34 protein-coding genes and 1 tRNA gene are annotated in these 25,839 nt (G+C 43.2%); 20 read left to right on the forward strand and 15 right to left on the reverse strand.

Annotation, left to right across the window (positions count from 1 at the left end; all coding sequences use genetic code 11):
• Window positions 1-379: 379 nt before the first annotated feature.
• Window positions 380-883 carry a protease gene (locus tag KXD93_RS06880; RefSeq protein ID WP_258136221.1) on the forward strand — a complete coding sequence of 168 codons (504 nt, stop codon included), beginning with the start codon at window positions 380-382 and terminating at the stop codon, window positions 881-883.
• A gap of 84 nt (window positions 884-967) precedes the next feature.
• Here KXD93_RS06880 and KXD93_RS06885 read toward each other — a convergent pair whose 3' ends face one another.
• Window positions 968-2,125, reverse strand: coding sequence for a TlpA disulfide reductase family protein (locus tag KXD93_RS06885; protein ID WP_258136222.1), 1,158 nt, complete (start codon window positions 2,123-2,125; stop codon window positions 968-970).
• A 130-nt stretch (window positions 2,126-2,255) separates the two neighbouring features.
• Entirely contained in the window at window positions 2,256-2,399 is a 144-nt protein-coding gene (locus tag KXD93_RS06890) for a hypothetical protein (RefSeq protein WP_258136223.1), read from the reverse strand.
• Window positions 2,400-3,224: 825 nt separating this feature from the next.
• Between KXD93_RS06890 and KXD93_RS06895 the strand changes: the two genes are divergently transcribed.
• The 13 genes from KXD93_RS06895 to KXD93_RS06955 all read left to right on the forward strand — a co-directional run bounded on the left by KXD93_RS06895 (window position 3,225) and on the right by KXD93_RS06955 (window position 9,937).
• Window positions 3,225-3,545: a single-stranded DNA-binding protein gene (locus KXD93_RS06895; protein WP_258136225.1), complete on the forward strand. Its 321-nt coding sequence runs from the start codon at window positions 3,225-3,227 to the stop codon at window positions 3,543-3,545.
• A gap of 34 nt (window positions 3,546-3,579) precedes the next feature.
• Window positions 3,580-4,446: a hypothetical protein gene (locus tag KXD93_RS06900; protein WP_258136226.1), complete on the forward strand. Its 867-nt coding sequence runs from the start codon at window positions 3,580-3,582 to the stop codon at window positions 4,444-4,446.
• A 28-nt stretch (window positions 4,447-4,474) separates the two neighbouring features.
• Complete coding sequence (locus tag KXD93_RS06905) at window positions 4,475-4,873, forward strand: hypothetical protein (protein WP_258136227.1); 399 nt, start codon at window positions 4,475-4,477, stop codon at window positions 4,871-4,873.
• Between the two features lies 1 nt (window position 4,874).
• Complete coding sequence (locus tag KXD93_RS06910; RefSeq protein WP_258136228.1) at window positions 4,875-5,126, forward strand: hypothetical protein; 252 nt, start codon at window positions 4,875-4,877, stop codon at window positions 5,124-5,126.
• Window positions 5,127-5,131: 5 nt separating this feature from the next.
• Entirely contained in the window at window positions 5,132-5,752 is a 621-nt protein-coding gene (locus KXD93_RS06915) for a PRTRC system protein E (RefSeq protein WP_258136229.1), read from the forward strand.
• Between the two features lie 16 nt (window positions 5,753-5,768).
• The gene (locus KXD93_RS06920; protein WP_258136230.1) at window positions 5,769-5,984 is read left to right on the forward strand and encodes a PRTRC system protein C; all 216 of its coding nucleotides are present in this window, start codon (window positions 5,769-5,771) and stop codon (window positions 5,982-5,984) included.
• A gap of 2 nt (window positions 5,985-5,986) precedes the next feature.
• Window positions 5,987-6,163 (forward strand): hypothetical protein, encoded by a 177-nt coding sequence (locus KXD93_RS06925; RefSeq protein ID WP_258136231.1) that lies wholly within the window; start codon window positions 5,987-5,989, stop codon window positions 6,161-6,163.
• The gene (locus tag KXD93_RS06930) at window positions 6,160-7,143 is read left to right on the forward strand and encodes a hypothetical protein (protein WP_258136232.1); all 984 of its coding nucleotides are present in this window, start codon (window positions 6,160-6,162) and stop codon (window positions 7,141-7,143) included. The genes KXD93_RS06925 and KXD93_RS06930 overlap by 4 nt, the downstream gene beginning before the upstream one ends.
• Window positions 7,112-7,858 carry a prokaryotic E2 ligase family D protein gene (locus KXD93_RS06935; protein WP_258136233.1) on the forward strand — a complete coding sequence of 249 codons (747 nt, stop codon included), beginning with the start codon at window positions 7,112-7,114 and terminating at the stop codon, window positions 7,856-7,858. The genes KXD93_RS06930 and KXD93_RS06935 overlap by 32 nt, the downstream gene beginning before the upstream one ends.
• The gene (locus tag KXD93_RS06940) at window positions 7,855-8,670 is read left to right on the forward strand and encodes a PRTRC system ThiF family protein (protein WP_258136234.1); all 816 of its coding nucleotides are present in this window, start codon (window positions 7,855-7,857) and stop codon (window positions 8,668-8,670) included. Before KXD93_RS06935 ends, KXD93_RS06940 begins: the two co-directional genes overlap by 4 nt.
• Before the next feature lie 21 nt (window positions 8,671-8,691).
• The gene (locus KXD93_RS06945) at window positions 8,692-8,883 is read left to right on the forward strand and encodes a hypothetical protein (protein ID WP_258136235.1); all 192 of its coding nucleotides are present in this window, start codon (window positions 8,692-8,694) and stop codon (window positions 8,881-8,883) included.
• 5 nt (window positions 8,884-8,888) lie between these two features.
• Window positions 8,889-9,353, forward strand: coding sequence for a macro domain-containing protein (locus tag KXD93_RS06950; protein ID WP_258136236.1), 465 nt, complete (start codon window positions 8,889-8,891; stop codon window positions 9,351-9,353).
• Between the two features lie 218 nt (window positions 9,354-9,571).
• Window positions 9,572-9,937 (forward strand): RNA recognition motif domain-containing protein, encoded by a 366-nt coding sequence (locus tag KXD93_RS06955; protein ID WP_258136237.1) that lies wholly within the window; start codon window positions 9,572-9,574, stop codon window positions 9,935-9,937.
• A gap of 21 nt (window positions 9,938-9,958) precedes the next feature.
• Here KXD93_RS06955 and KXD93_RS06960 read toward each other — a convergent pair whose 3' ends face one another.
• The 3 genes from KXD93_RS06960 to KXD93_RS06970 all read right to left on the reverse strand — a co-directional run bounded on the left by KXD93_RS06960 (window position 9,959) and on the right by KXD93_RS06970 (window position 11,404).
• Complete coding sequence (locus KXD93_RS06960; protein ID WP_258136238.1) at window positions 9,959-10,219, reverse strand: XRE family transcriptional regulator; 261 nt, start codon at window positions 10,217-10,219, stop codon at window positions 9,959-9,961.
• Window positions 10,220-10,693: 474 nt separating this feature from the next.
• A complete protein-coding gene (locus KXD93_RS06965; RefSeq protein WP_258136239.1) occupies window positions 10,694-10,858 on the reverse strand; it encodes a hypothetical protein in 165 nt (54 codons plus the stop codon).
• Between the two features lie 30 nt (window positions 10,859-10,888).
• Window positions 10,889-11,404 carry an isoprenylcysteine carboxyl methyltransferase family protein gene (locus KXD93_RS06970; RefSeq protein ID WP_258136240.1) on the reverse strand — a complete coding sequence of 172 codons (516 nt, stop codon included), beginning with the start codon at window positions 11,402-11,404 and terminating at the stop codon, window positions 10,889-10,891.
• A gap of 219 nt (window positions 11,405-11,623) precedes the next feature.
• Between KXD93_RS06970 and KXD93_RS06975 the strand changes: the two genes are divergently transcribed.
• From KXD93_RS06975 to KXD93_RS06990, 4 genes are all read left to right on the forward strand, one after another.
• Window positions 11,624-11,836 (forward strand): heavy-metal-associated domain-containing protein, encoded by a 213-nt coding sequence (locus KXD93_RS06975; RefSeq protein ID WP_258136241.1) that lies wholly within the window; start codon window positions 11,624-11,626, stop codon window positions 11,834-11,836.
• Between the two features lie 36 nt (window positions 11,837-11,872).
• Window positions 11,873-12,433, forward strand: coding sequence for a helix-turn-helix domain-containing protein (locus KXD93_RS06980; RefSeq protein ID WP_258136242.1), 561 nt, complete (start codon window positions 11,873-11,875; stop codon window positions 12,431-12,433).
• A 158-nt stretch (window positions 12,434-12,591) separates the two neighbouring features.
• Entirely contained in the window at window positions 12,592-12,921 is a 330-nt protein-coding gene (locus tag KXD93_RS06985; protein ID WP_258136243.1) for a hypothetical protein, read from the forward strand.
• A gap of 333 nt (window positions 12,922-13,254) precedes the next feature.
• Entirely contained in the window at window positions 13,255-13,503 is a 249-nt protein-coding gene (locus KXD93_RS06990) for a heavy metal-binding domain-containing protein (RefSeq protein ID WP_258136244.1), read from the forward strand.
• Between the two features lie 68 nt (window positions 13,504-13,571).
• Here the strand turns inward: KXD93_RS06990 and KXD93_RS06995 are convergent, their stop codons facing one another.
• Both KXD93_RS06995 and KXD93_RS07000 read right to left on the reverse strand, forming a co-directional pair.
• Window positions 13,572-13,778 (reverse strand): hypothetical protein, encoded by a 207-nt coding sequence (locus tag KXD93_RS06995; RefSeq protein ID WP_258136245.1) that lies wholly within the window; start codon window positions 13,776-13,778, stop codon window positions 13,572-13,574.
• A gap of 46 nt (window positions 13,779-13,824) precedes the next feature.
• A complete protein-coding gene (locus tag KXD93_RS07000) occupies window positions 13,825-14,178 on the reverse strand; it encodes a response regulator (protein WP_258136246.1) in 354 nt (117 codons plus the stop codon).
• A gap of 152 nt (window positions 14,179-14,330) precedes the next feature.
• Between KXD93_RS07000 and KXD93_RS07005 the strand changes: the two genes are divergently transcribed.
• Both KXD93_RS07005 and KXD93_RS07010 read left to right on the forward strand, forming a co-directional pair.
• A complete protein-coding gene (locus KXD93_RS07005) occupies window positions 14,331-14,729 on the forward strand; it encodes a hypothetical protein (RefSeq protein WP_258136247.1) in 399 nt (132 codons plus the stop codon).
• A 79-nt stretch (window positions 14,730-14,808) separates the two neighbouring features.
• Complete coding sequence (locus tag KXD93_RS07010) at window positions 14,809-16,986, forward strand: TonB-dependent receptor (protein WP_258136248.1); 2,178 nt, start codon at window positions 14,809-14,811, stop codon at window positions 16,984-16,986.
• Window positions 16,987-17,095: 109 nt separating this feature from the next.
• On the opposite strand, the gene KXD93_RS07015 is transcribed toward KXD93_RS07010, so the two are convergent.
• The 8 genes from KXD93_RS07015 to KXD93_RS07050 form a co-directional block, all read right to left on the reverse strand.
• Window positions 17,096-17,857, reverse strand: coding sequence for a DUF4382 domain-containing protein (locus KXD93_RS07015; RefSeq protein WP_258136249.1), 762 nt, complete (start codon window positions 17,855-17,857; stop codon window positions 17,096-17,098).
• Between the two features lie 402 nt (window positions 17,858-18,259).
• Entirely contained in the window at window positions 18,260-19,483 is a 1,224-nt protein-coding gene (locus tag KXD93_RS07020) for an MFS transporter (RefSeq protein WP_258136250.1), read from the reverse strand.
• On the reverse strand, window positions 19,476-19,736 hold the full coding sequence (locus KXD93_RS07025; RefSeq protein WP_258136251.1) for a hypothetical protein: 261 nt from the start codon (window positions 19,734-19,736) through the stop codon (window positions 19,476-19,478). The genes KXD93_RS07020 and KXD93_RS07025 overlap by 8 nt, the downstream gene beginning before the upstream one ends.
• 186 nt (window positions 19,737-19,922) lie before the next feature.
• Complete coding sequence (locus tag KXD93_RS07030) at window positions 19,923-20,225, reverse strand: helix-turn-helix domain-containing protein (RefSeq protein ID WP_258136252.1); 303 nt, start codon at window positions 20,223-20,225, stop codon at window positions 19,923-19,925.
• Window positions 20,226-20,886: 661 nt separating this feature from the next.
• Window positions 20,887-21,894 (reverse strand): PDDEXK nuclease domain-containing protein, encoded by a 1,008-nt coding sequence (locus tag KXD93_RS07035; protein WP_258136253.1) that lies wholly within the window; start codon window positions 21,892-21,894, stop codon window positions 20,887-20,889.
• Entirely contained in the window at window positions 21,891-23,156 is a 1,266-nt protein-coding gene (locus tag KXD93_RS07040; RefSeq protein ID WP_258136255.1) for a site-specific integrase, read from the reverse strand. Before KXD93_RS07040 ends, KXD93_RS07035 begins: the two co-directional genes overlap by 4 nt.
• Window positions 23,157-23,657: 501 nt before the next feature.
• Window positions 23,658-23,731, reverse strand: a tRNA-Asp gene (locus KXD93_RS07045).
• 506 nt (window positions 23,732-24,237) lie between these two features.
• Window positions 24,238-25,785, reverse strand: coding sequence for a DHA2 family efflux MFS transporter permease subunit (locus KXD93_RS07050; protein ID WP_258136256.1), 1,548 nt, complete (start codon window positions 25,783-25,785; stop codon window positions 24,238-24,240).
• Window positions 25,786-25,839: the final 54 nt, after the last annotated feature.

Genomic DNA, 25,839 nt, shown 5'->3' on the forward strand with positions numbered 1-25,839 from the left:
CTGTTAATCCTTTTTGTAGATTTTGAGCCGTAGCTTTCATTTGAAAACCAATAGCCAGAAGCAAGATGAATTGATAGCTATTCTTCATGCCGCAATATTCGCATGTTGACTTTTAGCGGGCAATAACCAATGGTGGGGATATTTACTGGATGGCGTAGCGAATTAAGCCGGCCGCGTAATTGCAGCAACCACGGGTTTGCATCCTTCGGATGGCGAAGGGTTGATGCACCGGCTGAAACGTCTGTAGATGCGGGTAACACGCTATTACTTGCTGTCAGGAAATACTGATCTGGATTTATGCTGGTTACATCAAATGCGGCAGAATACGGTAAACCTTAATCCATATCCTTTGTCTATACTTGAAGAAAAGCAACTCCGAATGAAAAAATTGACTTATTTGCCGGTATATCTGCTGATAACGCTGGCCGTCGCCTGCAGCACACGAAACCGAAACGTGAAAGAAACCTCAAACAAAAGCGGACAACCCGTTGCAAACAAGGAACTATCCGGCGTGATGCGAATTCAGGGTGCCATTAAAACCGGCGATTCGGTACTGCTGAATTTTACCGTTTATAACCATACCGACGGCGTCAAAAAATTCCTGAAATGGCAAACTCCATTTGAACCATTGCTCAGTAAATACCTGGACATCAAAAATGAGCAGGGAGAGGAAGTGCTGTACAAAGGACCTATGGTCAAAAGAATGATGCCGCCACCGCCCTCGGCCTACATCACGTTAAATCCGCAAGACTCTTTGGCCGTTAAGGTCGATATTTTAAAAGGCTACGCATTAACTAAGCCGGGCAAATATACAGTGGAATATACCAGTGAAAATATCAGCGGCTTGACAGTAAAGCAACAGGTGTCATTTATTTACAGATGATCAGCTATTAAGTGGAATTCATCAGCGTATCGCAACAGTTTTAATGGTGTGTATAACGACCTGGACTTCCTGTGAACACGCTCATTAATCAAATATAGAGGTTAGCTTCTTTTCAAGTGCGGCAGCATCATCACCGGTATAACGACCGATAATCTTACCGTCCTTGCCGATCAGTATCTTAGCTGGAAACGAATTGATGTCGTAAGCCTTAATTATATCATTTTGTTGCTGTTCCCGGTTATTGAGGACCTGTAGCCACGGTAAATTATCCGCCTTGACAGCGTCTTTCCAACTTTGCTCGTTATCACCCAATGTTTTGCCGACTTCCTGTGCGATCCCTATGATGATCAGTCCCCGGGACTTATATTGGTTATATATCCCGATGAGGTGAGGATGACTTTCCCTGCAGGGAACGCACCAGCTTCCCCAGAAATCGAGTAATATGTAATGATCTTTGAAGTTCTCCAGGTCTATGATATTTCCTTTCATATCAGCTTTATGGACAGGTAAGGCGATGGCACCTATCGCCGAGGCCTTAATGTCCTGAATCTTCTGCGCGATGAATTCGCCGTAAATTGATCGTCTGGCTTGCTGACCCAATTTCAGAAAATAATATTCAAGGGAATCCGGTGATAACTGGCTCCTTAATGAATACAAAAAAAAGGAACTCAGGATGGCATCCGGATGTTCCTGAACACTTTGTAAATGGATAACTTTAAGGCGCTGATCTTTTTCCGCAGACACGCTGTCGAATTTTCGGTTCGCTTCCTGCGAATCTTGTTCGTAAGATAACCGCAATGCCGCCCGCCAGTTTTTTGTCAGACTGGCTTCTTCAGCACGTAATGGTGACCAGGGCCGATTTGAAATTCCGGAGACCGTAGATGCATCTATATGATCTGCGCTGCCTTTAATGTTGATATTTTCGTTGTTTAAAACAAATTCTAAAACCGGCCCCGGAACAACTCCCCCGGTCTTTGAAGTAATATCAAGATCGGGGTTATCGATGATCAGCGAGGCAACTACGGGAGTGCTGATCTTCCCCGTAAAATTGACTGTCCCATCCGTAGAAACTTTTCCGGAATCAATAACCAACTGTTTATCGTTCAAATAGAGCAGATTTAATTTATGATGTTTGGGGTTTTGAAGATCGACCCGGACATGAAAGTTTTGCGCCTGGCTGAACGCAGTTAGGAATAGGCATAATGCCAGCAGCATTGTTTTTTTGGGATTTGGTTTAGACATATTTGTCAGTGTTAGGGGCTAAAATGTACAGTTGTTGCCGTCGTTTCCGGCTTTCATTATTTATATAAATGCAAGCAGTTGGTAAGCATTCTTATCGTTAAAGTTGGCCCAAAATCGACGGATTTTAAACTTATCTCCAGTTGAAACGGGCAATTTGAGTACTGAAACGGGCATCTCCGGGTGTCATCCTGATCCTACGGATGATCTTATTCCTCCTGATGCTGATAGGTATAACTTTGATGCCTTTGATCATTATACTTTTGCTGCTCTTCATTATCCTGATCAAGGCACTGTTGATTAGGATAATTTTACAACATTTGATTACTATAATTTTTACACTTCTACCACTCGTGGGCAGTGGGATCAGCAAAAGATGGCAACGCCTGCAGAAAAGATAGCGGCTGCTTGGAATACTTTACATGCGCTCCAGCAGCGGGGTATGGTAGCGATAAATGCCAGGGATGTCAGTACGGCCTATCGGTAAGCCGGCCGCAACATTAAAGAATATCAGATAAAGCTTAATAACGCGCGCTTATCATTATACAGGTCCGCTGCTGCATTTTTGCTGCGCTGCAAAAGCATCGCCCGTGCGCAAACTACTTCCAATTCCAATTAAGCGCATGATTCAGCGCTTCGCTTGTTTACCCGCTTCACCGGGAAAAGCTGCTCTTGCCTGAATGCTGCACTTGATTCCTTAATTAATATCAACCGGCCCGGTCAAAAGGCACAACCAGCCCTTCGGGAGCCTCGTCCGGCAACGGTAGCCGGAAGGGCTTTGTGCTTTAGCCCGGTGCAGGTCCTTGCTTCATACACTTCCAGGTTTTTCTTCACCGCCTTCCCCGGACTGCTCTTAGTTTTTAATTCCTTTTCATTTAGCCTTTGCTTGAGGCGAATTTACCCCTCTTCAGCGGCCAAGGCCAGGCAAGTGCCGCTTAAAAAAATCTCCACACCTCGCTGCGCTTCGGGTCGTATTTTTTTGCGTCAGCCTTGTTCCGCTCGCCCCCCGCGCAAGTATTCTGCCTCTATCAAAGGCCAAATGAGGGTTCTGCCGAAATGGTCATTGGATAACAGATTTTTTAACAAATAAATTTAAAACGAGATGGAAATCACAGGAAGATTGGTAGCAGACGCTATCGTGAGAACAACAAACAACGACAAAGAAGTAACCGGGTTCAGGGTGGCCATTAACCGCAGGTTCAAATCAAACGGGGAACAAAAAGAGGAAACCACCTACGTGGATTGCGCTTACTGGCGTACAGCTAAAATAGCGCCCTACCTGACCAAAGGGCTATTGGTGCAATTGTACGGACACATGACCGCACAACCGTGGGTGAGCCGTGACGGGGAACCAATGGCAAGCCTGAACTTTCACACCAATGAAATTACCCTTTTAGGCGCATCAGCTAAAAAATCAGCTTAAGGAACTGCAATTAATCAAAATCAAAGCGAGAGAGATGGAAAGAGTTAGAGATATCTATGCGGTCGCCCACAATTGGGCAAACCGTATCGGGGAAAGCGCTAAGGCAAGCAACTTGTTTTTTGAGGATGAAAACATCTATTCCTATGGGCGTCATTTCCTGATAGCCAAACACGTAGTCAATACAAGGGGCGAACGGGCGGTGTTATTCACCCAACGTACTTACAGCAGGTCAACTTCGGCACATGTAACGATTGTCAGGAATGCTTCCAACCACTTGGATAAACTGTCTGTGCCTGACCCGGATTTGTCTAAGGAAGAGCTGTTTGAAAAATGGTATGGCGAAATCAGGAATGTCGCTGATTCCCTTGAAGATACCCGTAAACCTAAAAAGTACATTCTGGAAATCGGGCGGCTATTTGACGAAGCCAAACGCTATGCTGATTTCTTTGGCTATGAAGTGCCCGAAGTGTTGGTAAAGGCAGGTGAAATCGAAAATAGTGAGCAATACCATGATTTATTGCAACAGGAGCGGGAATTGCGAAAAGCGCAGGAACAAAGGTCGCAGGCCGAAGCCCTGCGGTTGCAAAAAACACGGTTGAAAGACTGGCGGAAATTCAAGATCAATTACCTGTCAACAGCGGACGGCTTCGATTACCTGCGGTTTAACAAGGCTGATCAAAGCGTCGAAACTACCCAAAAGGTTGAATTTTCATTAGCCGCAGGCCGTCAGCTTTACGGGTTGGTTTTGGCAACCCTTGAAAAAGGCGGGTGTACCAACTGCGGGGAAACCTTTTTGGGCAGGTACAACATAACCGAGATCAACGACAAATTTATCCGTGTCGGTTGCCACAGGGTATCCTTAACAGAAATCAAATCTTTTGCTAAAAAACAGGGGTGGTAATGGCCACCCCTCATTAAAAATTGAAGCTATGAGAACATACGAGAAAACAAGCAATGGTATAGAATATACCGATGAACTCGCAAGTAGTAACGGCGCAGCTTTCGTGCTGTACCCAACTGCTGCGCATAACACCGAAATGATCAAAGCGGCCATCAGGGAGCTATTTAACAACCGTGATGTGGTTTCTATGAAAGTGGCAAACGAGCGGGATTGGGACGAGCGTTACCGCACCGAAATCTTCGCCCACCCCTTAACCCGTACCCTGCGGTGGTACGAGATTAATGCCGACGACTACGGACTATTGAGGCGGGAACGGGAAAAAGGCACCACCACGGAGCAATATGTAAAAACGTTTGTGCTGCCTTTTATTGAAGAAACCGAAGCTGTCAATTTGAATAAATACGGTGAACAAATTTATAAAGTGTAAAATGGAAAAGCATCATTCATACACCGTACCCTGCGGCCTGCTGTTGGTAGCCCTGGGTTTATTGATCCGCTACCATATCGGCAGGCGCAGGTTTAACCGCAGGGGTATAGGCGGCCTGCAACAATTTCCCACCTATGGCAGGTTCATTTTTACCGTCATAGCGGAAAGGATAATTCATTTTATCGGGACAATTGCCCTGTTGGCAGGCTTGTTCTTACTCGCCATCACAGGTTTTAATCATCTTAAATTTTAACGATTATGAAAACGAATTTTTTTGAACAAATAGCAGGCTTGCAAATCAATGGCACCCTGCAAATCAATATCCAACCGCAAGAGGGCGGCACGCTGACCGTATCGGTGCTGTTGGCGAATAATAACCCCAGGATCACCGCAGGTAAAAATATCCCGCCTATGCTGTTAAAAGCCACTACGCAGGAATTGGATGAAAAGTTTTTTACTGAAATAGGCGAACCTGCGAAACAAACCGTCCGGCTGTTTGCAAACCTCGAAGCCTATCAGGCCGAACTGGACAAGGCAAAGAAACAGCCCGAAAAAACAGGTAAGACAACAACCGTCACCGCTAAAAAGAGCGCAGATAACAGCTTGTTTAGCCAACCTGCCGAAGAACCCGATAACGATGCGGATGATGATTTGGAAGAACAGCCTGACGAAACCGAAGCATTAGCCGAAAAACAACGCCTGTACGATGAAGCGATCAGGCGGGTCGGACAATTAAATACCGATATGAAGTACAAGGAAGCGATTGCCCAATTACCTGATGCGGAAGAATACCCCGACAAGGCAGGGGAAATCAAAACCAAGCGGGAAGCTTTAGAGAAGCGTCAGGAACTCTACGCCAGTTTACAAACCGAAGTTTAACACTAATCATACGATAATGATAGTCAACCAATTGAAAAGGGTGTTTCTGCACAAGGAAAACGGACAGGAAGTGCGTTTGGCAGACCCCGGTGCGGAATTTACCGCAAGCGATGTACAGAATTTCTATTCCGCTAACTACCCCATACTCACCAATGCGAAGATCATCGGCCCTGAAATCAGGGACGATGAAGTGCAATACCGCTTTGAAAGTACGATGGGGCATAAAGGTTAAATATGAAACGGGAACCCAAAAACAGGATAATCAAAATTATAAAGGAGAACAGGGAATGGAAGCTACAACAGCAATTCAGCGCATTCGTAGACAAGCTAAACCGCCTGCCCGATGCAAACGGGGTTCAGCGCAATCCGGTGCGGAGCGCACCCGCAGCGCTGACAGAAATGGTTTTTTGAAACATCGGTTTTTACCGTTTTGGCAATATGGAAATAACAGGGAGCAGGCAGAAAGGGAGTTTCTATGCTCCCTCTCCATCCTTTGTAAACACTATGACTTGCCAATCCCTGAAACGGTAAATGGCAGTTTTCCGCAGCATATATATTTAACACAGCAAGTACTTAGCGATCAAATAAAGGGCATAGACAATAAGTTGTCGTGCATCATCGCCAAAGACGATAAACATATCGCCACGCTCGCCACCGTCAAACGGTACGATACGGGTATGACCTTATACTACATTCCTGTACGTCCCTTATGGCATTGGTTGCAGGGTAGCCAAAGCCAACCATTAGCCGAACTGCTCCTTTGTATGTTCGCTTATTTGGAGCAGGTCGTCAGGGTTCCGTTTTATACCGAACAGGACAGTTATTTGGCAAGCCAGTATGAAACGCTTGAACAATGGGTAAATGATGACCAGGAGGACGAGCCATACCGTCAAAAGCAGTTGGACGAGTTTTATGTGATGCAAAACGCAGGGCTGAAAATCTATGCACAAATCATTGACCCGCAACGCTTGGCTGATTTTGAAAGTGTCGTGCAGAATTTTCAGTGTAACGAAAGTTGGCTGAATGAATGGCGGGATGTGGCTATGGAGTTTTTACAGCTTTATAAACGGTATCCCGAACGCTCGATATTCGACCACATCCATTCCGACCTGTTATATCCACAGGACGAGGATCGTATCTACGCCGACCAGTACATCAGTTTTTATTGGAGTGGTAACGATTGTTTTCAGGACTGCCTTTTTGATATGATCGATAACCATTTTCAGGAGATCGCTTATATGGACGAACCCGCCCATGTGCAATTATTTGATTACACACCTGAAAATACCATCCCCGATTTTGATTTTGAAACCCGCTTGTTTGAACTGATGGACAAGCTAAGCCGATTACTAAACAAATATGACCATGAACAATGTGAGCCAGCAATTTAATGAACAATATAACCCGGTCAAAGCCCTGCTGATCTACCAGTCTGCCGAACAGGAAAGCGACAGTTACGAGCATAAACCAACCGAGATTTATGTCGAAAGTTACGACATCGGCAAGCATGGCAACCCCATCAATGCTCATCCTCTATCCCTAAAAGAAATGAGTGCCTTAAGCGAGTTAATGCAAGCTACACAGGAACTTCAAAATAACTACCTGCAATGCAGTGGCGTGATACCGCCAAACGTAATTTATATGAACAGTCAAAATAACGGCTATGCGGTTTGGTACACCCCGCCACAGGAAGTTGACCTGTTTTTTTCCGATAGCTTGGGTATCGCATCAGGCAAAACTAAAATACCCGCCATGCTATGGAGGGCGACCAAAGAGCGGTTGCAGGTTTTCGCCCTGAAAGGCAAGACCAAACCCAATGCAGGCACACCGCTTTATTATGCCCCCTTATTTAACCTGTCCCAGGATGGCAGTGTATGTATGGGAACGGTCAATATCAACATTGACAGGCAAACCTGCTTGGAGCAGTTTATGACCCAATGGGAAAGCTATTTCTTTAACAGCTATTTCACGCATACGCTCGGCAACCATCGGCATTGCAAAGGCAATTTGGTACAGCTATGGCAGGGACAGGTCTGCACAGGCAGGGACTTTCCACAGGAAGAATTAATCAAAAACGGCAAAACTTTAAAGGACATGATCAGATGAAAAAACTAAATAATGGCGATACCCGGACAGCGGTTCACATCGTTAACAAAGAAATTTTACAGCCCTACAATCCCGTGACCATTAACCTGATTGGGGCGGGCGGCACAGGGGGACAGGTACTGACCGCATTGGCGAGGATGAACTATGCGTTGGTATCGCTCAACCATCCCGGCTTAATGGTCAGCGTGTTTGACGACGATACCGTGACCCGTGCGAATTTAGGGCGACAATTATTCACGACTGCCGAACTGGGTTTGCACAAATCCGTAGCGCTGATCAACCGCATCAATCGCTTTTTCGGGACGAACTGGAAAGCGGTGACCGAAAAATATGATAAGACCTACAACGGGGATAATACATGGGCTACGCTTACCATCGGTTGTGTAGATACTGTACAGGCAAGGGTGGAGATAGCGCAAATCCTCAAAAAGCTGAACAAAAGCATGGGGAACAGCCGTAGCCAACCCCTGTACTATATGGATTTTGGCAATAGCAGGGAAACAGGGCAGGTTATACTGTCAACTATTGGCAAAATACAACAGCCCGAATCCAAACAGTACCGCACGACCGACACCCTGCCAATGGTAACCGATGAATTTGCTGAACTATTGGCGGCATCAGAAGCAGTCGATAACACGCCGAGTTGTTCGCTTGCCGAGGCATTGACCAAACAGGATTTATTTATCAATTCCGCACTCGCCAATTGCGGGGCCTCCCTTTTATGGCAAATGTTCAGGGAGGGCATGCTGTTTAACAGGGGCTTTTTCCTGAACCTGAAAGAGTTTAAAACACAGCCTTTAAAAGTGGCTTAACATAACCCAAAAACGGAATGGATGAACATAACAGACTTGAACGGCAAGGAAATTATAGTAACTGATTTGCCCATAGCGATTATGCAGGCGGATGACTACCGCCACTACCGGGTAAGCCATCCGGCGGAACACGATTTGTATTTATATAAATATTGGAAGGATGTTTACCAAAAACTGTTATTATTGGATACGGAAATTAATAGCGATAATTAGAAAATATGTTACGGTTTACCACAGGAAATTTACTCGATTCAAGTGCGGAGGCATTGGTCAATACGGTGAACACGGTTGGTGTTATGGGGAAAGGGATCGCTCTGCAATTCAAGCAAGCTTTTCCCCATAACTATAACGTTTACAAGCAAGCCTGCCAAAATGGTTCTTTGCAATGCGGACAATTATTAGTGGTTAAAGACAGTGACTTGTTACTCGGTGAAAGGCTGATTATTAATTTCCCGACCAAGAGCCATTGGAAATCTCCATCCAAATACGAATATGTTGAAAGCGGTTTGGTCGCCCTCGTGAGGTGGCTAAAAGAAAACTCCGTTAAAAGCTTGGCGATACCTGCTTTAGGTTGCGGTAATGGAGGACTGGACTGGAAAATTGTCCGGCCAATGATCGAGCAGCACCTGGGCAAACTGGATATGGCGATATGGGTCTATGAACCCGGGATCAGGGCATCATGAACTTTTGAAATTGTCCGGCGGGCTCCGGCGCGCCGGAGCCCGATTTTTTCGCCCCGTGTTTTCGAATTATAGTTTGCGCTTTGGTGAAAACACGGGGCGCTCCATACAGGAGATCGCTTGCTTTACTTTAGATAATTCCAGGTGCGCTAATCAGCTCTGCAGGCGAAAATCAATTATTTGTTAAAAAAAGTGAAAGCGCAGTATATTTGCAGAAAACCATGGCAAAATTATTTATCGTTGGCTTTCCGAAAAACATACAGGAAATTGAACTCGTCGAAATGTTCAGCTTGCATGGCACGGTTAATACAGTAACCATTGTGACGGACAAGGTCACGGGGGAGCCAAAAGGGTATGCCTTCATCACGATGACGGACGATGCCGGCGCAGGAAGGGCGATTTCGGCACTGGATGGTGTGAAGATGGGCGACCGCACGCTGAATGTCCGGTTTGCAGAAGAAAAACCGGCACCGCGAACTGACCCTGGCAAGGGGTTTAAAAAAACATTTCTCCCGAAACCACCAACATTAAAACGGGATAATCGCACCGAAACCCCGAAACCCAAACGACCGCGCAGGCCGCTATAAAAGTTGACCGGCTAACCCGTTTTAATCAAAGCCCTCGCTGAAAAATTCGGCTGGTGTCACACCCAATGCACCGATGATCTTTAAAAGACTACTGTACCTTACGTTTCCGCCAAGTTCACAGCGGCGAAGCAAAATTCTTCCAATATCATTTTGAAAGGCAAATTTCTCATAATGATGGTGACCTGCCTTCATCCTTAAGGTTTTGATCCGGTTACCCAATTTTCTCAAGGCATCAATCTCTGCATCGATGCCTTCTATAATATTTAACTGATTTGATATCATGCCGCAATCTTAGAGAACGGAAAAGATTTTGGGTACCGCTTTAAAATAGTTTCTTTTATGAAATATTGCTTACCTAAAAAGTATATTTACCAGCCTCTGTTGTCAGCATCGGTAGGTTATGCTGCTTTTGATTCTTTGCCGATTTTAATTCGTTTACTTTTTACTTCACCGCTTAATTGAGTGCGTGTTCACCGTTTTAAGGTAGAATTGGAACAAACGAAGCAGCCCCTATAAAATATCGTTAAGATTATTCTGAAATGCCAGACTTTCATTTCGAACGTTTCAGCATTCGCAGTTTTTTTGGTATCGTTACCAGGTGTTGGAATGACTGCTTTGACGCCATCCACTAACGCTTTAAATTCTTTGAGCATATATGGATATTTATAAGGTTATCATTCAACATAAAAACAGAAAAGCCCCGATTGGCAAAGTCTGCGAAGTCAGAATTCCAATGGTGAAGGATGCTGTAGCGACTCAGCCATTACAGGCATCGATCTCTTCGAGGGTAAAGTCGCTGGCCTTAAAGGCTGCGAGGCACTTCTTTACGGCATTCCGGAATGCGTCAGTCTGGCAGCGATAGTCATTATGGGCCGCTTCAACAGATTTTCCACATGAATGCGCACGAGAGCAAGTTATCACTGAAATGGTAAGGCATGTTAGGCTTTACTATTAGTATTCTTCAAAGGTCGTTCGCATCAACTTTTCTTCCTGCCTTATGCGTATGGTCAATGGTAACAGATATAAAGGAAAGCCGATGAACAGGGTATACCAGGCATGAAAAATAATTGCAACAGCGATTAACTCAGGAACGATATTCAGATAATAATTTGGATGCCTGATTAACCGAAAGATTAAATTCGTGTTTATAATGTGAATGTTTTTTGGTGCGATGATCAGTTTAACGGTCCAGATGTGCCTGATACTGTAGATGACATAAAAAAGCATGATGATGGAGAAAGCGTAAACGGCGATGCCGAGCTGATATATCTGATCATTTAAAAAGTTTCCTTTAACAAACCCTTCTATAAAGCAACTTATATAATAAACGAAATGCAATGCAATCAGCACGCTGGAATTCTTTTGACCGTATTCAATACTGCCGGCTTTTTTCAGTTTTTTTTCATTAAAGGCCGAAATAAATATGCTGCTAAGCCGTAATGCGAACAAGAAATAAAATATTTTCATAACATTTGTTAGTGCTGGTAATCATGCAACGGGTACCCATAGGCACATTCCTTACTGATTGAAATAATTAAACGGCCTCAAAACTAATTTTTTCCTGCTAAAGCAGAAATTTTATTTAAAAGGGAGATCTGCAATGGCCCTAACCTCTGTCTCCATAGTGAGCAACAGCCTACGGCTCAAATTTTCAAAACTTGATTTGTGATAAATAATTCGATAAACATGGAAACTTTAAAATTCAAAACCAATATCAATTGCGGCGGTTGTATCGCTACCGTATCACCCGCTTTAAATGAGCTAAAAGACATTCAGCATTGGGAGGTGGATACTGCTAACCCGGATAAAATCTTAACGGTAAATGCCGATGACGGCTTAACAGCGGGACAAGTCATTGATGCACTCAAACAAAAAGGTTATAAAGCCGAAAAGGTATAACAGGGTAATCACCGGATATAATGTAACTTAGTAGTAATGAACCTGCATATTAAAAATATGGTCTGCGACCGCTGCCTGATGATCGTCCGCCAGCAACTGGAAAATCTGGGCTTTACAGTCAGGCAAATCGCTTTGGGACATGCGGAGATAACTCCGCATCCGAATGAGGAACAATTGCACCTAATTGCTGCGGCCTTAAAAGTTCCGGGCTTCGAGCTGATCAATAAAGAAGCGGATAAAATCGTGGAAGCGATTAAGAACATTGTTATTGAACTCGTACATCATTCTGATCTGTCCGAATTGAAAACATCCTATTCTGATCAGATCGCGACCCGCTTAGGAAAAGATTATACCTATCTGAGCCGTTTGTTCTCCAATTCCCAGGACATGACCATTGAGCGGTTTATTATTGAGCAAAAGGTAGAAAAAATAAAAGAGTTGCTGGATTATGGTGAACTGAACCTCAATGAAATTGCTTATCAAATAGGTTACAGCAGTAGCGCCCACTTATCCACGCAATTTAAAACCATAACCGGCTTAACCCCCAGCCAGTACCGGTCATCTGAACAGCAGCGGAAACCTATTGATAAAATATAAATTTATCCCGGTGATGGATACCTATGCAATAGGATATAAATTTTTATCGGAATTATATAAAACCATCGACAGGACGTATCCATATCTTAGCAGCGTCATTATTTAAAGGGTGACGCAGTTAGTACAATATCTTTATAAAATATAAGTTTAAGAGCATAATGAAATATATCGCTGTTTTCCTTGCAACCTGTATCCTGTTGCTATCCTCCGTTCCGGGGATGGCAAACACCCATCGTGGGGCAGTGGCTTATTGCAAAGGAAGCAGACATCAGGATTGCTGTAAACAGCAAAAGCAAACTTCCGATAACGATTGTGCTAAGGGTACTTGTCATATGATGGTGTCCTGCAGTACCTGCGGATTTATAATTATTCAATCTATTACAGTTTCACCTGTGATGATTCACTTAAAGAATCAAATAGCTCACTCTTATCTTGCAGGCGGCTTATCAGATTACCAGGACAATGACTGGAACCCTCCGAAAGCTTAATTTTAAATTCGAATCGCAGTCGATCTTCGATTGCATAATCATTTAATTATTAATCTTTAAATTCAAAATCATGAAAAAGTTTCTTTTCATCACAATGGTGATGCTATTATCTGCTATATCTATTACTTATGCCAATACCCCTTGCTGTAACAGCAAAATAACCTGTTCTAAATGTGCAAAGGGATGCGGGCCAAACTGCAAGGATTATTGCAGCAAGACCTGCAAGGCATCCGGTGAATGTAAGACTGTCTGTAAATTGTAAATGAAGCAACAAGCCGCCTCTCGAAGGGGCGGCTTTGTTTTTTTAATATTCGATCTTTAAAAATTAAAAGCATGAAAAAACTAATCCTGATGGCTGTTATTCTGCTTTGTTCTGTTACCATTGTTCTGGCCTCAGGCCTTCCTGTAAATAAAGCGGTATCAGACACTACCAAAGCCAGGTCAAAAAAAGTCGAAGTTCAGTACACCTGCGGTATGCATCCGGAAGTGATGAGTAACAAACCGGGCAGGTGCCCAAAATGTGGAATGGGCTTAGTACAAAAGGATACCTCAAAAAAGGATACGATCAAAAGGAATAAATAAAGTGATAACTGTTATAAAATGGTTAAATATAAATCAGATATCGAAATTATGTGGCGGTCACTAACGATTTAATCCCTTGCTAAAATGCTGTAACAAATAGGCTTGGTTACATAAATAGAGAAGCCATCTTTAAAATGAGATTCATGCGGATGAATGGGAGGAAATACAATCGTATGGACTTTTCTTTTTATGCGGCCTTTGATTCCCTTCCAGTTTTTATCCGCCTGCTCTTTACTTCCAGTCGGGATATCTGTGAGTGTTCGCGGGTGATCCATTTCATACTTGCCAAATTAATTGCCAAAGTTATCAATCGGTTCCGGATCAGGAAAAACGATGAACCAACTCAGTTAGTGTAGTCAGGTCAAACGGTTTGGCAATATATCCGTCCGCTTTGCAGTTACCTGCTATTTGTTCGATCTTACTGTCCGCAGAAACCAGTATTACCGGAATGCCTTTTAAACCGGGATTGTTTTTAATCTCGGCACACAACTCATGCCCCGATTTGCCGGGAAGCCTTTCATCAAGTAAAATGAGATGTGGCCGTCCTTGTATGATCTCTTCAACTAGTGCGGCGAAACGGTAAACAACAACCTCGTAGCCCTCATCTTCGAGGATATACTGCATCATGTCTAAAATATCATGGTCATCTTCAATAATGATAATTTTTTTAGGCATGATAATGAGCTGGCAGACCAAATATAGTTCTTTTAATATCTGATAATTAAATTTTTGTTTTAATAATAGAACCGCCTCGATGCCATGTTCTATCGCATAAATAAAAATCACTACTATGCAATACCTACTACGTTTTTATTACCTTTGCTCAGATGTTCAAGCGAATTACCTGCGGTTTTTTGGCCTGCCTGTTTTTAACGGGTAGCCTGATGTTGCCTTTGGGTGATTTTTCCTTGTTGCGCGACATTCCAAAAATGTATCAGAATTACATCAAGATCACTTCGCAGGAAGAAGCGGATGTGATCGACTTTATTGGTGATTATCTGATGTATGGTAAGCAGATATTCGGGCATAATGAACATGACAAAACACCGGACAAAGGGAATGAAGTGCAGTTCCAGCATCAGGCCAGTCCACTGAACGTTCTTTTTTCGCACAGTCCTGTAAAAGTGTTGATAGCACCGGTTGCTATTTTAACGCACTCCTCTTTTATACCGCATTTTACTACCTCGGATTACTGTAATGAACTATTCAGGCCACCCCTCGCCTGATTTTAATTTCCACATTAAAATTTATTAGTCCACTATTCATCAGTCCGGCGTTAAGCCCTGGCTCTTATTTCCTATATCCATGAAAAGAACTTTCATGCTCACGGCTATGATGCTGTTTGGCTTCATCGCGATGGCCCAGAATACCTTTAAAGCAAAAGTAGTTAATGACCAAACTCAAGCTATATTAAAAGGCGCGACCGCCACAATCCCAGACCTAAAAAAGACCATTGCCGCTGATACCAGCGGTTTGATTACGATAACCAACATTCCTAACGGAAAATTCGAGATAGAGATCAGCTATGTCGGTTTCGGAAAAAGTGAAAAGGTCTATACCTTTCCGTTACAGCACCCGGATCAAATTATCGTGGTCAGCCTTGAACCTTCATCCGGCGAACTGGCAGAAGTAACCATCCAAACCACCCGTACCAACCAGAACCTGCGGGATATCCCGACAAGAGTGGAAGCACTTCCTTTAGAAGAACTGGACGAAAAAAGCACCATGCGACCAGGTGATATCAAAATGCTGCTTGGAGAAACTACCGGCATCCATGTACAGCAGACTTCGGCGGTTAGCGGAACTGCCAGTTTCCGTATTCAGGGTCTGGACAGCCGATACACACAATTATTGCAGGACGGCATGCCGCTTTATTCCGGCTTTTCGGGTAATTTAAGTTTATTACAGATCAGCCCGCTCAATTTGAAACAGGTTGAATTTGTCAAAGGCTCAGCTTCCACCTTATATGGTGGAGGTGCCATTTCGGGCCTGGTGAACTTAATCAGTAAAACACCGGAGAAAACACCTGAATTGACCATGTTACTGAATGGTACCAGCGCTAAAGGAGCCGACGCCAGCGTTTACTACAGTCAGAAATGGCAGCATATTGGAACGACCATCTTTGGTGCTTATAATTACAATGGTGCTTTCGATCCGTCAAATACTGGTTTTACAGCTATCCCGCAAACCAACCGGCTTGCTATCAATCCCAAAATATTTTTGTATATGGACGATCATAATTCCGGCTGGTTTGGTGTGAATAGCACTTATGAAAACCGTTACGGCGGGGATCTACAGGTAATTGATGGAAAAGCGGACAACGTTCATCAATATTTTGAACGCAATAAGACGTTCCGTTTTTCGACCCAATTATCGTTCAGCCATAAAGTTGACGAAGAAAGCAAGATCAATTTCAAGAATACCATCGGCTATTTTGATAGGCAATTGGGAGAGCCGGGATTTAACTTTAAAGGCAGGCAGCTTTCTTCCTTCAGCGAACTGAACTATGTACGTAACGGTGAAAAGGCTTCGTGGGTAGCAGGTGCCAATTTAATTACGGATCATTTTACCGCGCAGCCACCTCAAAATACGTTAAGCTATGACCAAACTACGATAGGCGCATTTGTACAGAACACTTATAAAGCGAGTGACTGGTTTTCGTTGGAAAGCGGGGTTAGGCTGGATAAGAATACACCGTCACCAGGCAAGCCATCAAATGGTTTGTTCTTGCTGCCAAGAGTGAATGCTCTGTTTAAATTGAATGATCATTTGACCAGCCGCATTGGTGGCGGCCTGGGCTATAAAATGCCGAGCCTATTCAATGATCAGAGTGAGCAGGAGGGCTACCAGCATATCCAACCCCTGAATATCGGTAATACACAGGCAGAACAATCTTATGGGCTGAATGGTGACTTGAATTACCGCAGCGCATTAGGTGATGAGGCATTCATTAATATTAACCAGTTGTTCTTTTCTACGCGGGTTGACCATCCGCTCATCCTGCAAAACAATACGTTTATTAACGCGCCCGGCCATTTACTGTCAAAAGGCGCGGAAACCAATGTCAAGCTGGTGATGGATGAACTGGTTTTTTACCTGGGTTATACCTATACCGATACCAAACAGCATTTTAACGGCCAAAACAATACGCAGCGTTTAACACCTAAAAACCAATTGAGCTTTGATGCAACTTATGAGATTGAGGGCAGTTTCCGTTTTGGTGCCGAGAGTTTTTTTACCGGGCCGCAGTTGTTAAGCGATGGCACCACGGGAAAGGGCTATGCAACCTTTGGTTTATTAGTTCAAAAAATGTGGAACCACCTGGATATTTTTATCAATGCCGAGAACCTGACCGATCAAAGGCAGACCAGATGGGGTAGTATTTATACGGGTAGCCTGACCAACCCGGATTTCAAAGATATTTATGCGCCTTTAGATGGCATAGTAGTAAATGCAGGAATCAGGATCAAATTGTTAAACTGATTGCCAACTATATTCATCAACTTCAATGCCTGGTTTCAGACATTTTTTGCAATAAATAAAAGCGGCTGATCTTAATAAGGCCAGCCGCTTTTATCTAAAGTTGATGATTTTACTGGGTAATGGTTACAGTGCCCATGTCTTTTACAGCGCCATTAACAACGGTAATACCGGGAACTGTTTTGACCGCATAGGGACTTACCGGTACAAATTGCACATTGTAAGTGCCTGCTGCCAAACCCGGAAAATAGAATTTGCCGGATGCATCGGTTACAGTACCTACGGTATCGGTACCCGTAATGGCATACACTTTTGGTGAGGCCGCAATGGGCGATACGGTGCCAGTTAAAGCGCCGGATACAGCCTGCGGGATTGCCCTGATTACCGGTTTAAGGATATACTTGCCGTTACCGGTAAGTACAATAGACTGAGCGGCGTCGAAATCCAAAAGCATCGTATACGCAATACCCGCTGTTAAATTATCATGCACATTAAGTTTAACACCTGATGTTTGACCGCTTGGTGTGGTTAAATCGTAGGAAATACCTCCAATGATCACACGGTTGCCAGAATCATTAAGTACTAACCGAATCTGTTGTATTGTGCCGGCAGGGATATCCTGATCCGCCAGTACAGTGTCTTTGCCCAGGCGGAATCGCAGAATATCGATAGGGCCCCCATTTACATTTAACGTATGTTCGCCATTATTGGTGACAACCACTACGCTTTTGATGTTCAGGATCACCGCGTCAAAGGCGCCGGGTGCGTCGGTTAACTTCACTGTTACATGCGCGGTCGAACTGTTGTTATTGTTCTTTTTACAGGCAAAAAATAAAAGGCTTAGGATTGCGGTAAATAAAAGTATTTTTTTCATGGTGGTATAATTTGGTTATCAGGTACAGTGCAAAACCTATGCCCTAAAACTAAGTGTATCGATAAACAGGGGTTTTGTATCGATGAATCAAAATTTAACAGGAACTGCCGGTAAATTTGCTGGGAGCTAAATTCTTTACAAAGTTGACCTCTATTTTAAACAAAGGGCCAGTTCCCAGAAATTTACACTGAGTCAAAACTGCTTGAATCTCATCTCTTTTAAATCACTTCCGCATAGCCAATGGTCGCCTGTCATGGCTACAAACTCGCCTTTGCTTTGCAGTTTAGCCCCATTTTCAAGCGTTCATTTTTTGCGCAGCTACAAAGTTGCAATTTATTGTATGTCAATTAAATGATAGCTATCATTTAATTAATTGTCCGACATTGTTATTCAAGGCAGTAGTCATTTCCTAACCGACTTCCTATGAAATAACAAGGCGATGCTCAATAGAGCAATGGATATGATCCCGCCATATAAAAAATCCGTGCCTGGATAATGGCTCCCCGTAAAGCCCGCTATAGGATACGCGATGGCCCACCACAAATGGGAAAAAGCAAAGTGCGAACCATAAACCTTGCCCTGCTCATTATCCGCGATATTTTCACCGATCAGGGTTTCCGACGGCATTTCAGCCAGACTTTGTCCCAAACCCGCGAACAGCCACAAGACCAGCATTACCGGGTAACCCACAAAATTGGTAATTGAGATAGTGATCGACAGCACCAATGCGCCCACAATGAGTGATATGCGCCGTGTCTTGGTCTTATCCAGGCTGCCCGCTACAAATGCGGCAATACTGGCACCAATGCCAAAGGCCGCCATCACCCAGCCATAATGCCTATCGGTCAGGTGCAGGCTACTTTTAATATGACCAACCGTATTGACCAGGATCTGTGCCCCTGCAATAGCGGATACAAATTCGATGAACAGCGCAAACCGGATCAGTGGGTTCTTAAATAACAGCCGGATGCCTTTAATAGCATCGTGCCATGCTGTGAAAGTCTTTTCATTATGTTTAATGGGCTTTTGCAATTTATCAGCCGGTAATAATAAAATGAGAACGGCTGCAATCACAAATGAACCTGCATCAATAAAAAAGATCTCTCGTGCGCCAAACCATACGGCGAGTATCCCGGCTAATCCGGGCCCTAATACACCCAGGATCTGAAAAGTAGCCGTGGATAATCCAACGGCTTGCCGGTAATGCGCGTGATCTGTTACCTGTGGTATAACGGCACGGTAGGTAGGCGTAAAAAAAGCGTTAAACACATTTAACAGAAACACCAATACATAGATCTGCCATTCCTGGTTGACGAATGGTAAACAGGCGACTATCGCCATCCTGATAAAATGCGTAGTATATAAAATGGTCTTCCGGCTCATCCGGTCAGACAGTACACCTGCAAAGGGGGAGAAAATAATAAAGGCTGTTACCCGCAGCGTTAACGCCGTTGCTAAGATGACGGCTGATTTCTCCTTTCCAAACTGGTAGGATAGCAAAGCCAGCCCCACCCAGGTAAAAGCGTCACCTAACAGGCTGATGGATTCTGCAAAGTACAGCCCGGCAAATACCCGGTTCTTCAGTGCTGCGAAAGGCTCCGTTAATACGGATAGTTTATTATTCATCCTCTCCGGTATTTTTCATTTTCATGAGCAGGCTGTAAGCGCCTTTGGTCACAAAGGTCTGGCTGCGCAACTCGGCGCTGCTTGCAGCAAGTTCCACAAAACCCTCTTTCGTGACCCCTGTTTTTACCTCCATCATTTCAAAACTGTTCTTACCCTTTACCTTAAAAGCGTAGCTTTTGTTTTCATAGTTCACTATCGCCTCTTCCGGCAGTGTCAGTGCATTATTCGCAGTCACCTCAATTTCGGCATTCATGAAAGTGCCGGGCAACAGGTTAAATCTAAATCAGGTATCAAAATTACGTGAATGTCACTAACGATTTAATCCCTTGCTAAAATGCTGTAACAAATAGGCTTGGTTATATAAATAGAGAAGCCATCTTTAAAAATGAGATTCATACGGGTTAATGGGAGGAAATACAAATCGTATGGACTTTTCTTTTTATGCAGCCTTTGATTCCTTTCCAGTTTTTATCCGTCTGCTCTTTACTTCCCCGCTTAACACTTTGTTTATATCGTCATAACTGTAATAAAGGATGCCGCCAATCTTGGTAAACGGTATTGTGCCGTTATCTCTTAGTGTTTGCAAGGTGTTATCTGATATTTTTAACAAGTTCTTTACCTGGTAAGTCTTTAACCATTTTTTAGGTTCTTCTAATGATTGTCCTAATAATCCCCTGATCTGATTCAGCAGGTTTTTTCCAAATTCCTGCAAGTCCTCTTTAGTGATGATTTCTACTGCCATAGCTTTAATTTGATTTTAGTTCATTTCAGTTGTTGTACGTTGTTGATTCCCTATGAAATCAATAACTTGATACAAATTTGCTTTAAACAGCATCAGATTTAATCCGAGTTTATCCGAGTCGGATACGGTTTTTTTTAATAAGAGTCCAAGCCGTTTGGCTTGATTGAATATCGGCAATGATTACTGCTTGATTGGCTTTTCTTGCTATCGCGGATATAGTACCGCTTCGAGAGTCGCATAAGTCAGTTTATTTATCAAATGCATAATACTCGGCGATGGTCGCCGTAAACAATCAATATAATAAATTAGCGTTGGATGCCATGGTACTTCATCAAATTGTGCACGCAGTGCGGGCACAATTTAAAATATCGAAAAAATCCCAATTATGTACACTGTGCGTACATAATTGGGTTCAAACAATGCAAACGAACAATACCTTTCAATTGTGCAGCCGCTGTCTGCACAATTGAAATTGAGGCATGACTTTGGACATTGTGAACGCACCGCGTTCACAATGTGATAATTGTTATCAGGTTGAAGTAAGGGCAAATAGATCGGCCTTTTAATGGTTGGTTATAATTTTGACATCACAGATTGTGATGTCAAAATCAAATAAGCGTTGGTGTAAATGAATTGTGCACACACTGTGTGCACAATTCATTTATTCATTCTCCTTATCCTTTTGTTTAAGGATTTCGTTGTTAATCTCCTTGGATAATTGCTCCGCGGTAGGTAGATAAAGCTGGTATTTGCTTGCAAAAATATTGCTGTTTTCCGGAAGAGTAAACTTTACAACTGTATCATTTTTTTCCAGGCACAGCAAAATTCCAACCGTAGGACTTTCATGAGCTAGTTTCTCAATCCGATCATAATAATTAACGTACATCTGCAATTGGCCGAGATCTCCGTGTGTTATCTTGTGGGTCTTTAGTTCTACGATAACAAAACATTGCAGCAACCGGTTGTAGAATACCAGGTCGACAAAAAAGTCATCCCCATCCAGATGAATGCGTTTTTGCCTGGCAACAAATGAAAAGCCATTACCCAGCTCCAGCATAAATTCCTGCAAATGGGTTATAAGCGCAGTTTCCAAATCCCTTTCAAAATAAGTCGCCTCTGGTTTCAGCCCCAAGAATTCAAGCACCAGAGGGTCTTTGATAATATCTTTTGGTTCTTTAGGCTGCTTATCATTTCTCGCAACTGAAAGAACACTTTCTCTGTCAGTACTTAATAAGAGTCGTTCATATAGTTGACTTCCCATTTGACGATCTAACTGTCTTGCAGTCCAATTATTTTTTACCGTTTCTTCTAAATAAAACTCCAATTTTTGCTCATTGTTAACACCTAAAAGAAATCTGTAATGGGACCAACTCAATTGCGTCCGCAGTGCGGACACAATTGGGAATTTTCTATAGAACAGTCTAAAGTTATTAAGATTTCGAAAAGAAAAGCCCTGCCCAAATTGTGGCAACAACTGTTCAGCAAGGTATCCAATTAAACGGTCTCCATATTGTGCCCTGTCTTGACCATGCTGTTCCTCCTCAAAAATTCGTTTGCCTATATGCCAGTACATTATCACCCTCTCATGATCAACAGCGCGAACTGCTGATTCCCTCGCTCTATTTATAATCGATTGGATATCGTTTATAATTGATTCATTCAAATTCATACTAATTCCTCCTCTGCTAATTCAGCCTTTTCAGTTTCTTCCTGTTCTTTCAGTTTGGTCTTTAATGCGTGCATATCACGGTTAACCTTTTTGTCTTTCATCTTCGCATAGATTTGGGTAGTCGGCAATTTTGTGTGCCCAAGCATTTTACTGACTGTTTCCAATGGCACATCGTTTTCCAGGGTAACCGTTGTCGCGAATGTGTGCCTCGCAATGTGTGTGGTTAAAACTTTGGTAATAGAAGCGAGGTCACCGATTTCTTTCAAATAGGCATTCATCTTCTGATTACTTTTTACCGGGAACAGCTTGTTCTGAACGATCCTGCAATCATGATCTTTGTATTTCTCAATAAGTTTAATCGCTTGTGGAATCAACGGAACGTTAGCGGTTACATAAGTTTTTGTCCGCATGGTTTTGATCCACGTTACTTTATCTGTTCCGATATGGATATGCTGCGGGGTAAGCTTTTCGATATCAACAAAAGCATAACCGGTATAACAGCAGAACAAGAAGGTGTCCCTGACTTCTTCCAGACGTTTTATGGTAAATGGATGGTTGGCAAGTTGCTGGATCTCCTCCCATTCTAATTCCAGCCGGTTTACCTTTTTATAGGTGCATTTAAAGAGGTTAAACGGATTGGTCCTTATCCAACCATGGTTGAACGCCAGGTTAACGATCTTCTTTAAGTTCTTCATATACCGCATGGCGGTATTATGTTCAATGCCATGTTCGGTTTTGAGATACATTTCAAATCCGGTCACAAAAGCATAGTCAATCGATTCCAGATAGATGTCAGGCTTTTTAAACCTATGCTGGATGTAATCCGCTGTTTTAGATCGAACGGTATTATACTTGGTCAGCGTAGCCTTTACGAAGTCCTTACCAACCAGATCCTCTACGTTTTTGTTGTGTTCATCGAATACTTCCAACAACATCCGCTGAGACTCGTCTTCACCGGCATATCTTTGTTTGATCTTTTCGGCGGTAATAAAATCATCCGTTTGCTTAAGATCCATAAAGGCCGCGTGGATCTCATTGTTAACCGTAATAATTTCTTTGTTGATGTCCTTGACTTCCTGCCCCGGACCTTTAACAAATCCTGCTTCCGGATCCCATTTGATGGGATCAACTTTGCGACCCATTGAGATTTCCGCCCTTTTTCCTAAATAGGTGATTCGCGCGTACAGCGGAACATTTCCTTTAGCATCTGTTTTTCTTTTGTCAGCCCAGATGAGAACTGAGAACCTTTGTGTGCTTTTCATACCACATTTGATTTTAAATTGTTTAACTACATTAATGTTGAGTTCAAATGAGCTCTTTTGAGGCCATTTTTGTCATATTAAGTACTTTAAAATCAACCATTTACCTCAGTATTCGGTGACCTAAATCAAAGCCTCCCAATAGGTCACCGATAAGGTCACTTTTTGGACGAAATTTCAATCAGTCCCGAAAGGACCGGAACCCTCGGCCCCATATAGATGAGGTCATTTGAGGTACTTTGATATCAACCGAAATCCAGGTGTTCAAAGAGTCAGAATTTTGAGTAGTTTTGAGTTGTTTTCAACCCAAATTAAAACTATCTAACTAATTGAATACCATTTAGTTAACGTTAATTTTCGGCTAAATTAGTTATTAGAAACAGGCCACCGAATAGGTCACCTGGGTGAGTCATAAATCCTGAGTAGTTATGCGATTTTTTGAGCAAAAAAAAACGCTTAAACCAGATGATTTAAGCGTTTTACGAAGCCTTGCGGCTCTTTTAGCGGAATGGACGGGACTCGAACCCGCGACCCCATGCGTGACAGGCATGTATTCTAACCAGCTGAACTACCACTCCGTTTGGGATGGCAAATATACGCACCAAATTTTATTACACAAGCTGTTTTTTAAAAAAGTTTATTTTAATCTAAAAAAGTGCCTTTTTAGCGATTAAATGGGCTTTTTAGACAGAAAAAGATAGTCGCTTTATGTGCCAGCCGTGTAATTTATCGTTATAAATTTAACTGTTCGGGCTCCAAAAGACCTGGAACGTGGCTTAGGGAAGCAATAATGAGTAATTATTTGGAAGCGCGGTCAATGGGATTGCATACTTTATAAAAGGGCCATTTACGTGATTTTTATTTTAAAAAATAACGTGTATGCTAAATTTCATTTATTTTTCATAAATCGTATCCGGAGTGGCAATTAAATTTGCGATTTTCGCAAAAAAGCCTGTATATTTATAGCCTAGATTAAATAAATTCAGGAATCAGCCCTATCGAGTTGCTAACTGGATGATAATAAAATTTTAATTGTAGTTTTTTGGGGAAAGCCGTTCATGTTAAAATGAACGGCTTTTTATTTTTAATGAGCGTCTACAGGCATTTTAACAGCCTTTTTAAACGGCTGCAGGTAAAGCAGCGGAATTGAAAAAAGCATCACCAGGCCCGAGATCCAATAAGCATCATCATAGGTAAGCAGTAGGGTTTGCTTAGTTAACGCGCCTTCAATTGCTGCATAAGCCATGTGAGTGGCATCAAGCACCGATTTTCCCTTCGCTACAAAGCTTTGCGTTAGCATGTTGAGCCTTTGGGTAAACGCCGAATTATACGGATTGATATTGGTTAACAGGTTGCTGCGGTGCAAGCCGGAGCGGATGTGAATAATGGTTGTCAATACTGCAATCCCAAACGAGCCGCCTAATTGACGCATCATGTTATTTAAGCCGGTACCCTGTCCAAGCTCCGGTCCCTTCAGATCGGCAATGGCAAGTGTGGTAAGCGGAACGAATAACAATGCCATACCCACACCTCTTATTAAAAGCGGGATAAGCACATCGCCCTGCCCTGTGGCAAGCGTTGAGTTGCTGAGCATAGTTGTGAACACAAAGAACAAAAACATGCCTGCAGTGGCCATAAATTGCGCCGGGATGCCCTTGTTAAGCATCTTGCCAATAAACGGCATCATAATAATGGTACAAAGCCCTCCCGGAAACAGTAACTCGCCTGTTTGCTGGGCTGTAAAGCCAAGCAGATTCTGACAAAATACCGGGAAAACAAATACGGATCCATACAACCCAAAACCCAGCACAAATGAGGTGAACATACCAACCGCGAAACTTCGATGTCGCAAAATTCCGAAATTTACTATCGGGTGGTCAACGCTCATTTCGCGCCATATAAAGCATATGGTTCCAATTACGGCGGTCACGGTTAATACCAGGATATATGTTTTGGCAAACCAATCTTCCGATTCTCCTTTTTCAAGGATGGTTTGTAAACTACCCACGGCTATTGCAAGCAATGCAATGCCCCACCAGTCTACCGGTTTTCCCTGGCCCTCCTTTGGTGTTTCACGAATAAAGGTGTATGCACAGAAAGCGGCAATTGCGCCAACAGGAATGTTTACATAGAAGATCCATCGCCATGAAGCATGATCGGTAATATAACCACCGATGGTTGGCCCTACTGTTGGCCCTACAACTGCTCCCAAACCAAACAATGCGGTTGCGGTACCTATTTGCTCGCGTGGCCACGTTTCAACCAATATAGCTTGCGAGGTTGATATTAACCCCCCGCCAGCAACGCCCTGGATGATCCTGAACAGCACCAACTCGTCAAGACTGGTGGCATTACCGCACAAAAACGATGCGATGGTAAATACAACAATGGATGTAATGAAATATTGCTTACGCCCGAACCTGCTTCCCAGCCAGCCGGACATTGGCAGAATGATTACGTTTGCTACTGCATAACCCGTAACAACCCAGGCAACGTCTTCAAGGGTGGCGCCCAGGTTTCCCTGGATTACAGGTAAGGATACGTTCACAATCGTGGTATCTATCAGCTCCAGTAACGAAGCCACGATAACCGTGATGGTAATGATCCATTTTTTAAAGCCGGTTTCAGCCATTTTTTTAGTATATCTTGTTATTAATTAGTCTGAAGTCTATAGCCCCGAGTCGTG

Source organism: Mucilaginibacter phenanthrenivorans, from assembly GCF_024721155.1.
In the GTDB taxonomy this organism is placed as follows: Bacteria; Bacteroidota; Bacteroidia; order Sphingobacteriales; family Sphingobacteriaceae; genus Mucilaginibacter; species Mucilaginibacter phenanthrenivorans.

What these genes read in the sequence shown, in the direction of transcription:
- KXD93_RS06945 (WP_258136235.1), top strand. Translation starts at nt 8,692, where the DNA reads ATGAACATAACAGACTTGAACGGCAAGGAAATTATAGTAACTGATTTG.
- KXD93_RS06960 (WP_258136238.1), bottom strand. Translation starts at nt 10,219, where the DNA reads ATGATATCAAATCAGTTAAATATTATAGAAGGCATCGATGCAGAGATT.
- KXD93_RS06940 (WP_258136234.1), top strand. Translation starts at nt 7,855, where the DNA reads ATGAAAAAACTAAATAATGGCGATACCCGGACAGCGGTTCACATCGTT.
- KXD93_RS06905 (WP_258136227.1), top strand. Translation starts at nt 4,475, where the DNA reads ATGAGAACATACGAGAAAACAAGCAATGGTATAGAATATACCGATGAA.
- KXD93_RS06990 (WP_258136244.1), top strand. Translation starts at nt 13,255, where the DNA reads ATGAAAAAACTAATCCTGATGGCTGTTATTCTGCTTTGTTCTGTTACC.
- KXD93_RS07005 (WP_258136247.1), top strand. Translation starts at nt 14,331, where the DNA reads ATGTTCAAGCGAATTACCTGCGGTTTTTTGGCCTGCCTGTTTTTAACG.
- KXD93_RS06880 (WP_258136221.1), top strand. Translation starts at nt 380, where the DNA reads ATGAAAAAATTGACTTATTTGCCGGTATATCTGCTGATAACGCTGGCC.
- KXD93_RS06895 (WP_258136225.1), top strand. Translation starts at nt 3,225, where the DNA reads ATGGAAATCACAGGAAGATTGGTAGCAGACGCTATCGTGAGAACAACA.
- KXD93_RS06980 (WP_258136242.1), top strand. Translation starts at nt 11,873, where the DNA reads ATGAACCTGCATATTAAAAATATGGTCTGCGACCGCTGCCTGATGATC.
- KXD93_RS06915 (WP_258136229.1), top strand. Translation starts at nt 5,132, where the DNA reads ATGAAAACGAATTTTTTTGAACAAATAGCAGGCTTGCAAATCAATGGC.
- KXD93_RS07020 (WP_258136250.1), bottom strand. Translation starts at nt 19,483, where the DNA reads ATGAATAATAAACTATCCGTATTAACGGAGCCTTTCGCAGCACTGAAG.
- KXD93_RS07030 (WP_258136252.1), bottom strand. Translation starts at nt 20,225, where the DNA reads ATGGCAGTAGAAATCATCACTAAAGAGGACTTGCAGGAATTTGGAAAA.
- KXD93_RS06885 (WP_258136222.1), bottom strand. Translation starts at nt 2,125, where the DNA reads ATGTCTAAACCAAATCCCAAAAAAACAATGCTGCTGGCATTATGCCTA.
- KXD93_RS07025 (WP_258136251.1), bottom strand. Translation starts at nt 19,736, where the DNA reads ATGAATGCCGAAATTGAGGTGACTGCGAATAATGCACTGACACTGCCG.
- KXD93_RS06935 (WP_258136233.1), top strand. Translation starts at nt 7,112, where the DNA reads ATGACCATGAACAATGTGAGCCAGCAATTTAATGAACAATATAACCCG.
- KXD93_RS06900 (WP_258136226.1), top strand. Translation starts at nt 3,580, where the DNA reads ATGGAAAGAGTTAGAGATATCTATGCGGTCGCCCACAATTGGGCAAAC.
- KXD93_RS06995 (WP_258136245.1), bottom strand. Translation starts at nt 13,778, where the DNA reads ATGGATCACCCGCGAACACTCACAGATATCCCGACTGGAAGTAAAGAG.
- KXD93_RS07010 (WP_258136248.1), top strand. Translation starts at nt 14,809, where the DNA reads ATGAAAAGAACTTTCATGCTCACGGCTATGATGCTGTTTGGCTTCATC.
- KXD93_RS06925 (WP_258136231.1), top strand. Translation starts at nt 5,987, where the DNA reads ATGAAACGGGAACCCAAAAACAGGATAATCAAAATTATAAAGGAGAAC.
- KXD93_RS07015 (WP_258136249.1), bottom strand. Translation starts at nt 17,857, where the DNA reads ATGAAAAAAATACTTTTATTTACCGCAATCCTAAGCCTTTTATTTTTT.
- KXD93_RS07050 (WP_258136256.1), bottom strand. Translation starts at nt 25,785, where the DNA reads ATGGCTGAAACCGGCTTTAAAAAATGGATCATTACCATCACGGTTATC.
- KXD93_RS07035 (WP_258136253.1), bottom strand. Translation starts at nt 21,894, where the DNA reads ATGAATTTGAATGAATCAATTATAAACGATATCCAATCGATTATAAAT.
- KXD93_RS07000 (WP_258136246.1), bottom strand. Translation starts at nt 14,178, where the DNA reads ATGCCTAAAAAAATTATCATTATTGAAGATGACCATGATATTTTAGAC.
- KXD93_RS06890 (WP_258136223.1), bottom strand. Translation starts at nt 2,399, where the DNA reads ATGAAGAGCAGCAAAAGTATAATGATCAAAGGCATCAAAGTTATACCT.
- KXD93_RS06970 (WP_258136240.1), bottom strand. Translation starts at nt 11,404, where the DNA reads ATGAAAATATTTTATTTCTTGTTCGCATTACGGCTTAGCAGCATATTT.
- KXD93_RS06920 (WP_258136230.1), top strand. Translation starts at nt 5,769, where the DNA reads ATGATAGTCAACCAATTGAAAAGGGTGTTTCTGCACAAGGAAAACGGA.
- KXD93_RS07040 (WP_258136255.1), bottom strand. Translation starts at nt 23,156, where the DNA reads ATGAAAAGCACACAAAGGTTCTCAGTTCTCATCTGGGCTGACAAAAGA.
- KXD93_RS06985 (WP_258136243.1), top strand. Translation starts at nt 12,592, where the DNA reads ATGAAATATATCGCTGTTTTCCTTGCAACCTGTATCCTGTTGCTATCC.
- KXD93_RS06910 (WP_258136228.1), top strand. Translation starts at nt 4,875, where the DNA reads ATGGAAAAGCATCATTCATACACCGTACCCTGCGGCCTGCTGTTGGTA.
- KXD93_RS06975 (WP_258136241.1), top strand. Translation starts at nt 11,624, where the DNA reads ATGGAAACTTTAAAATTCAAAACCAATATCAATTGCGGCGGTTGTATC.
- KXD93_RS06955 (WP_258136237.1), top strand. Translation starts at nt 9,572, where the DNA reads ATGGCAAAATTATTTATCGTTGGCTTTCCGAAAAACATACAGGAAATT.
- KXD93_RS06950 (WP_258136236.1), top strand. Translation starts at nt 8,889, where the DNA reads ATGTTACGGTTTACCACAGGAAATTTACTCGATTCAAGTGCGGAGGCA.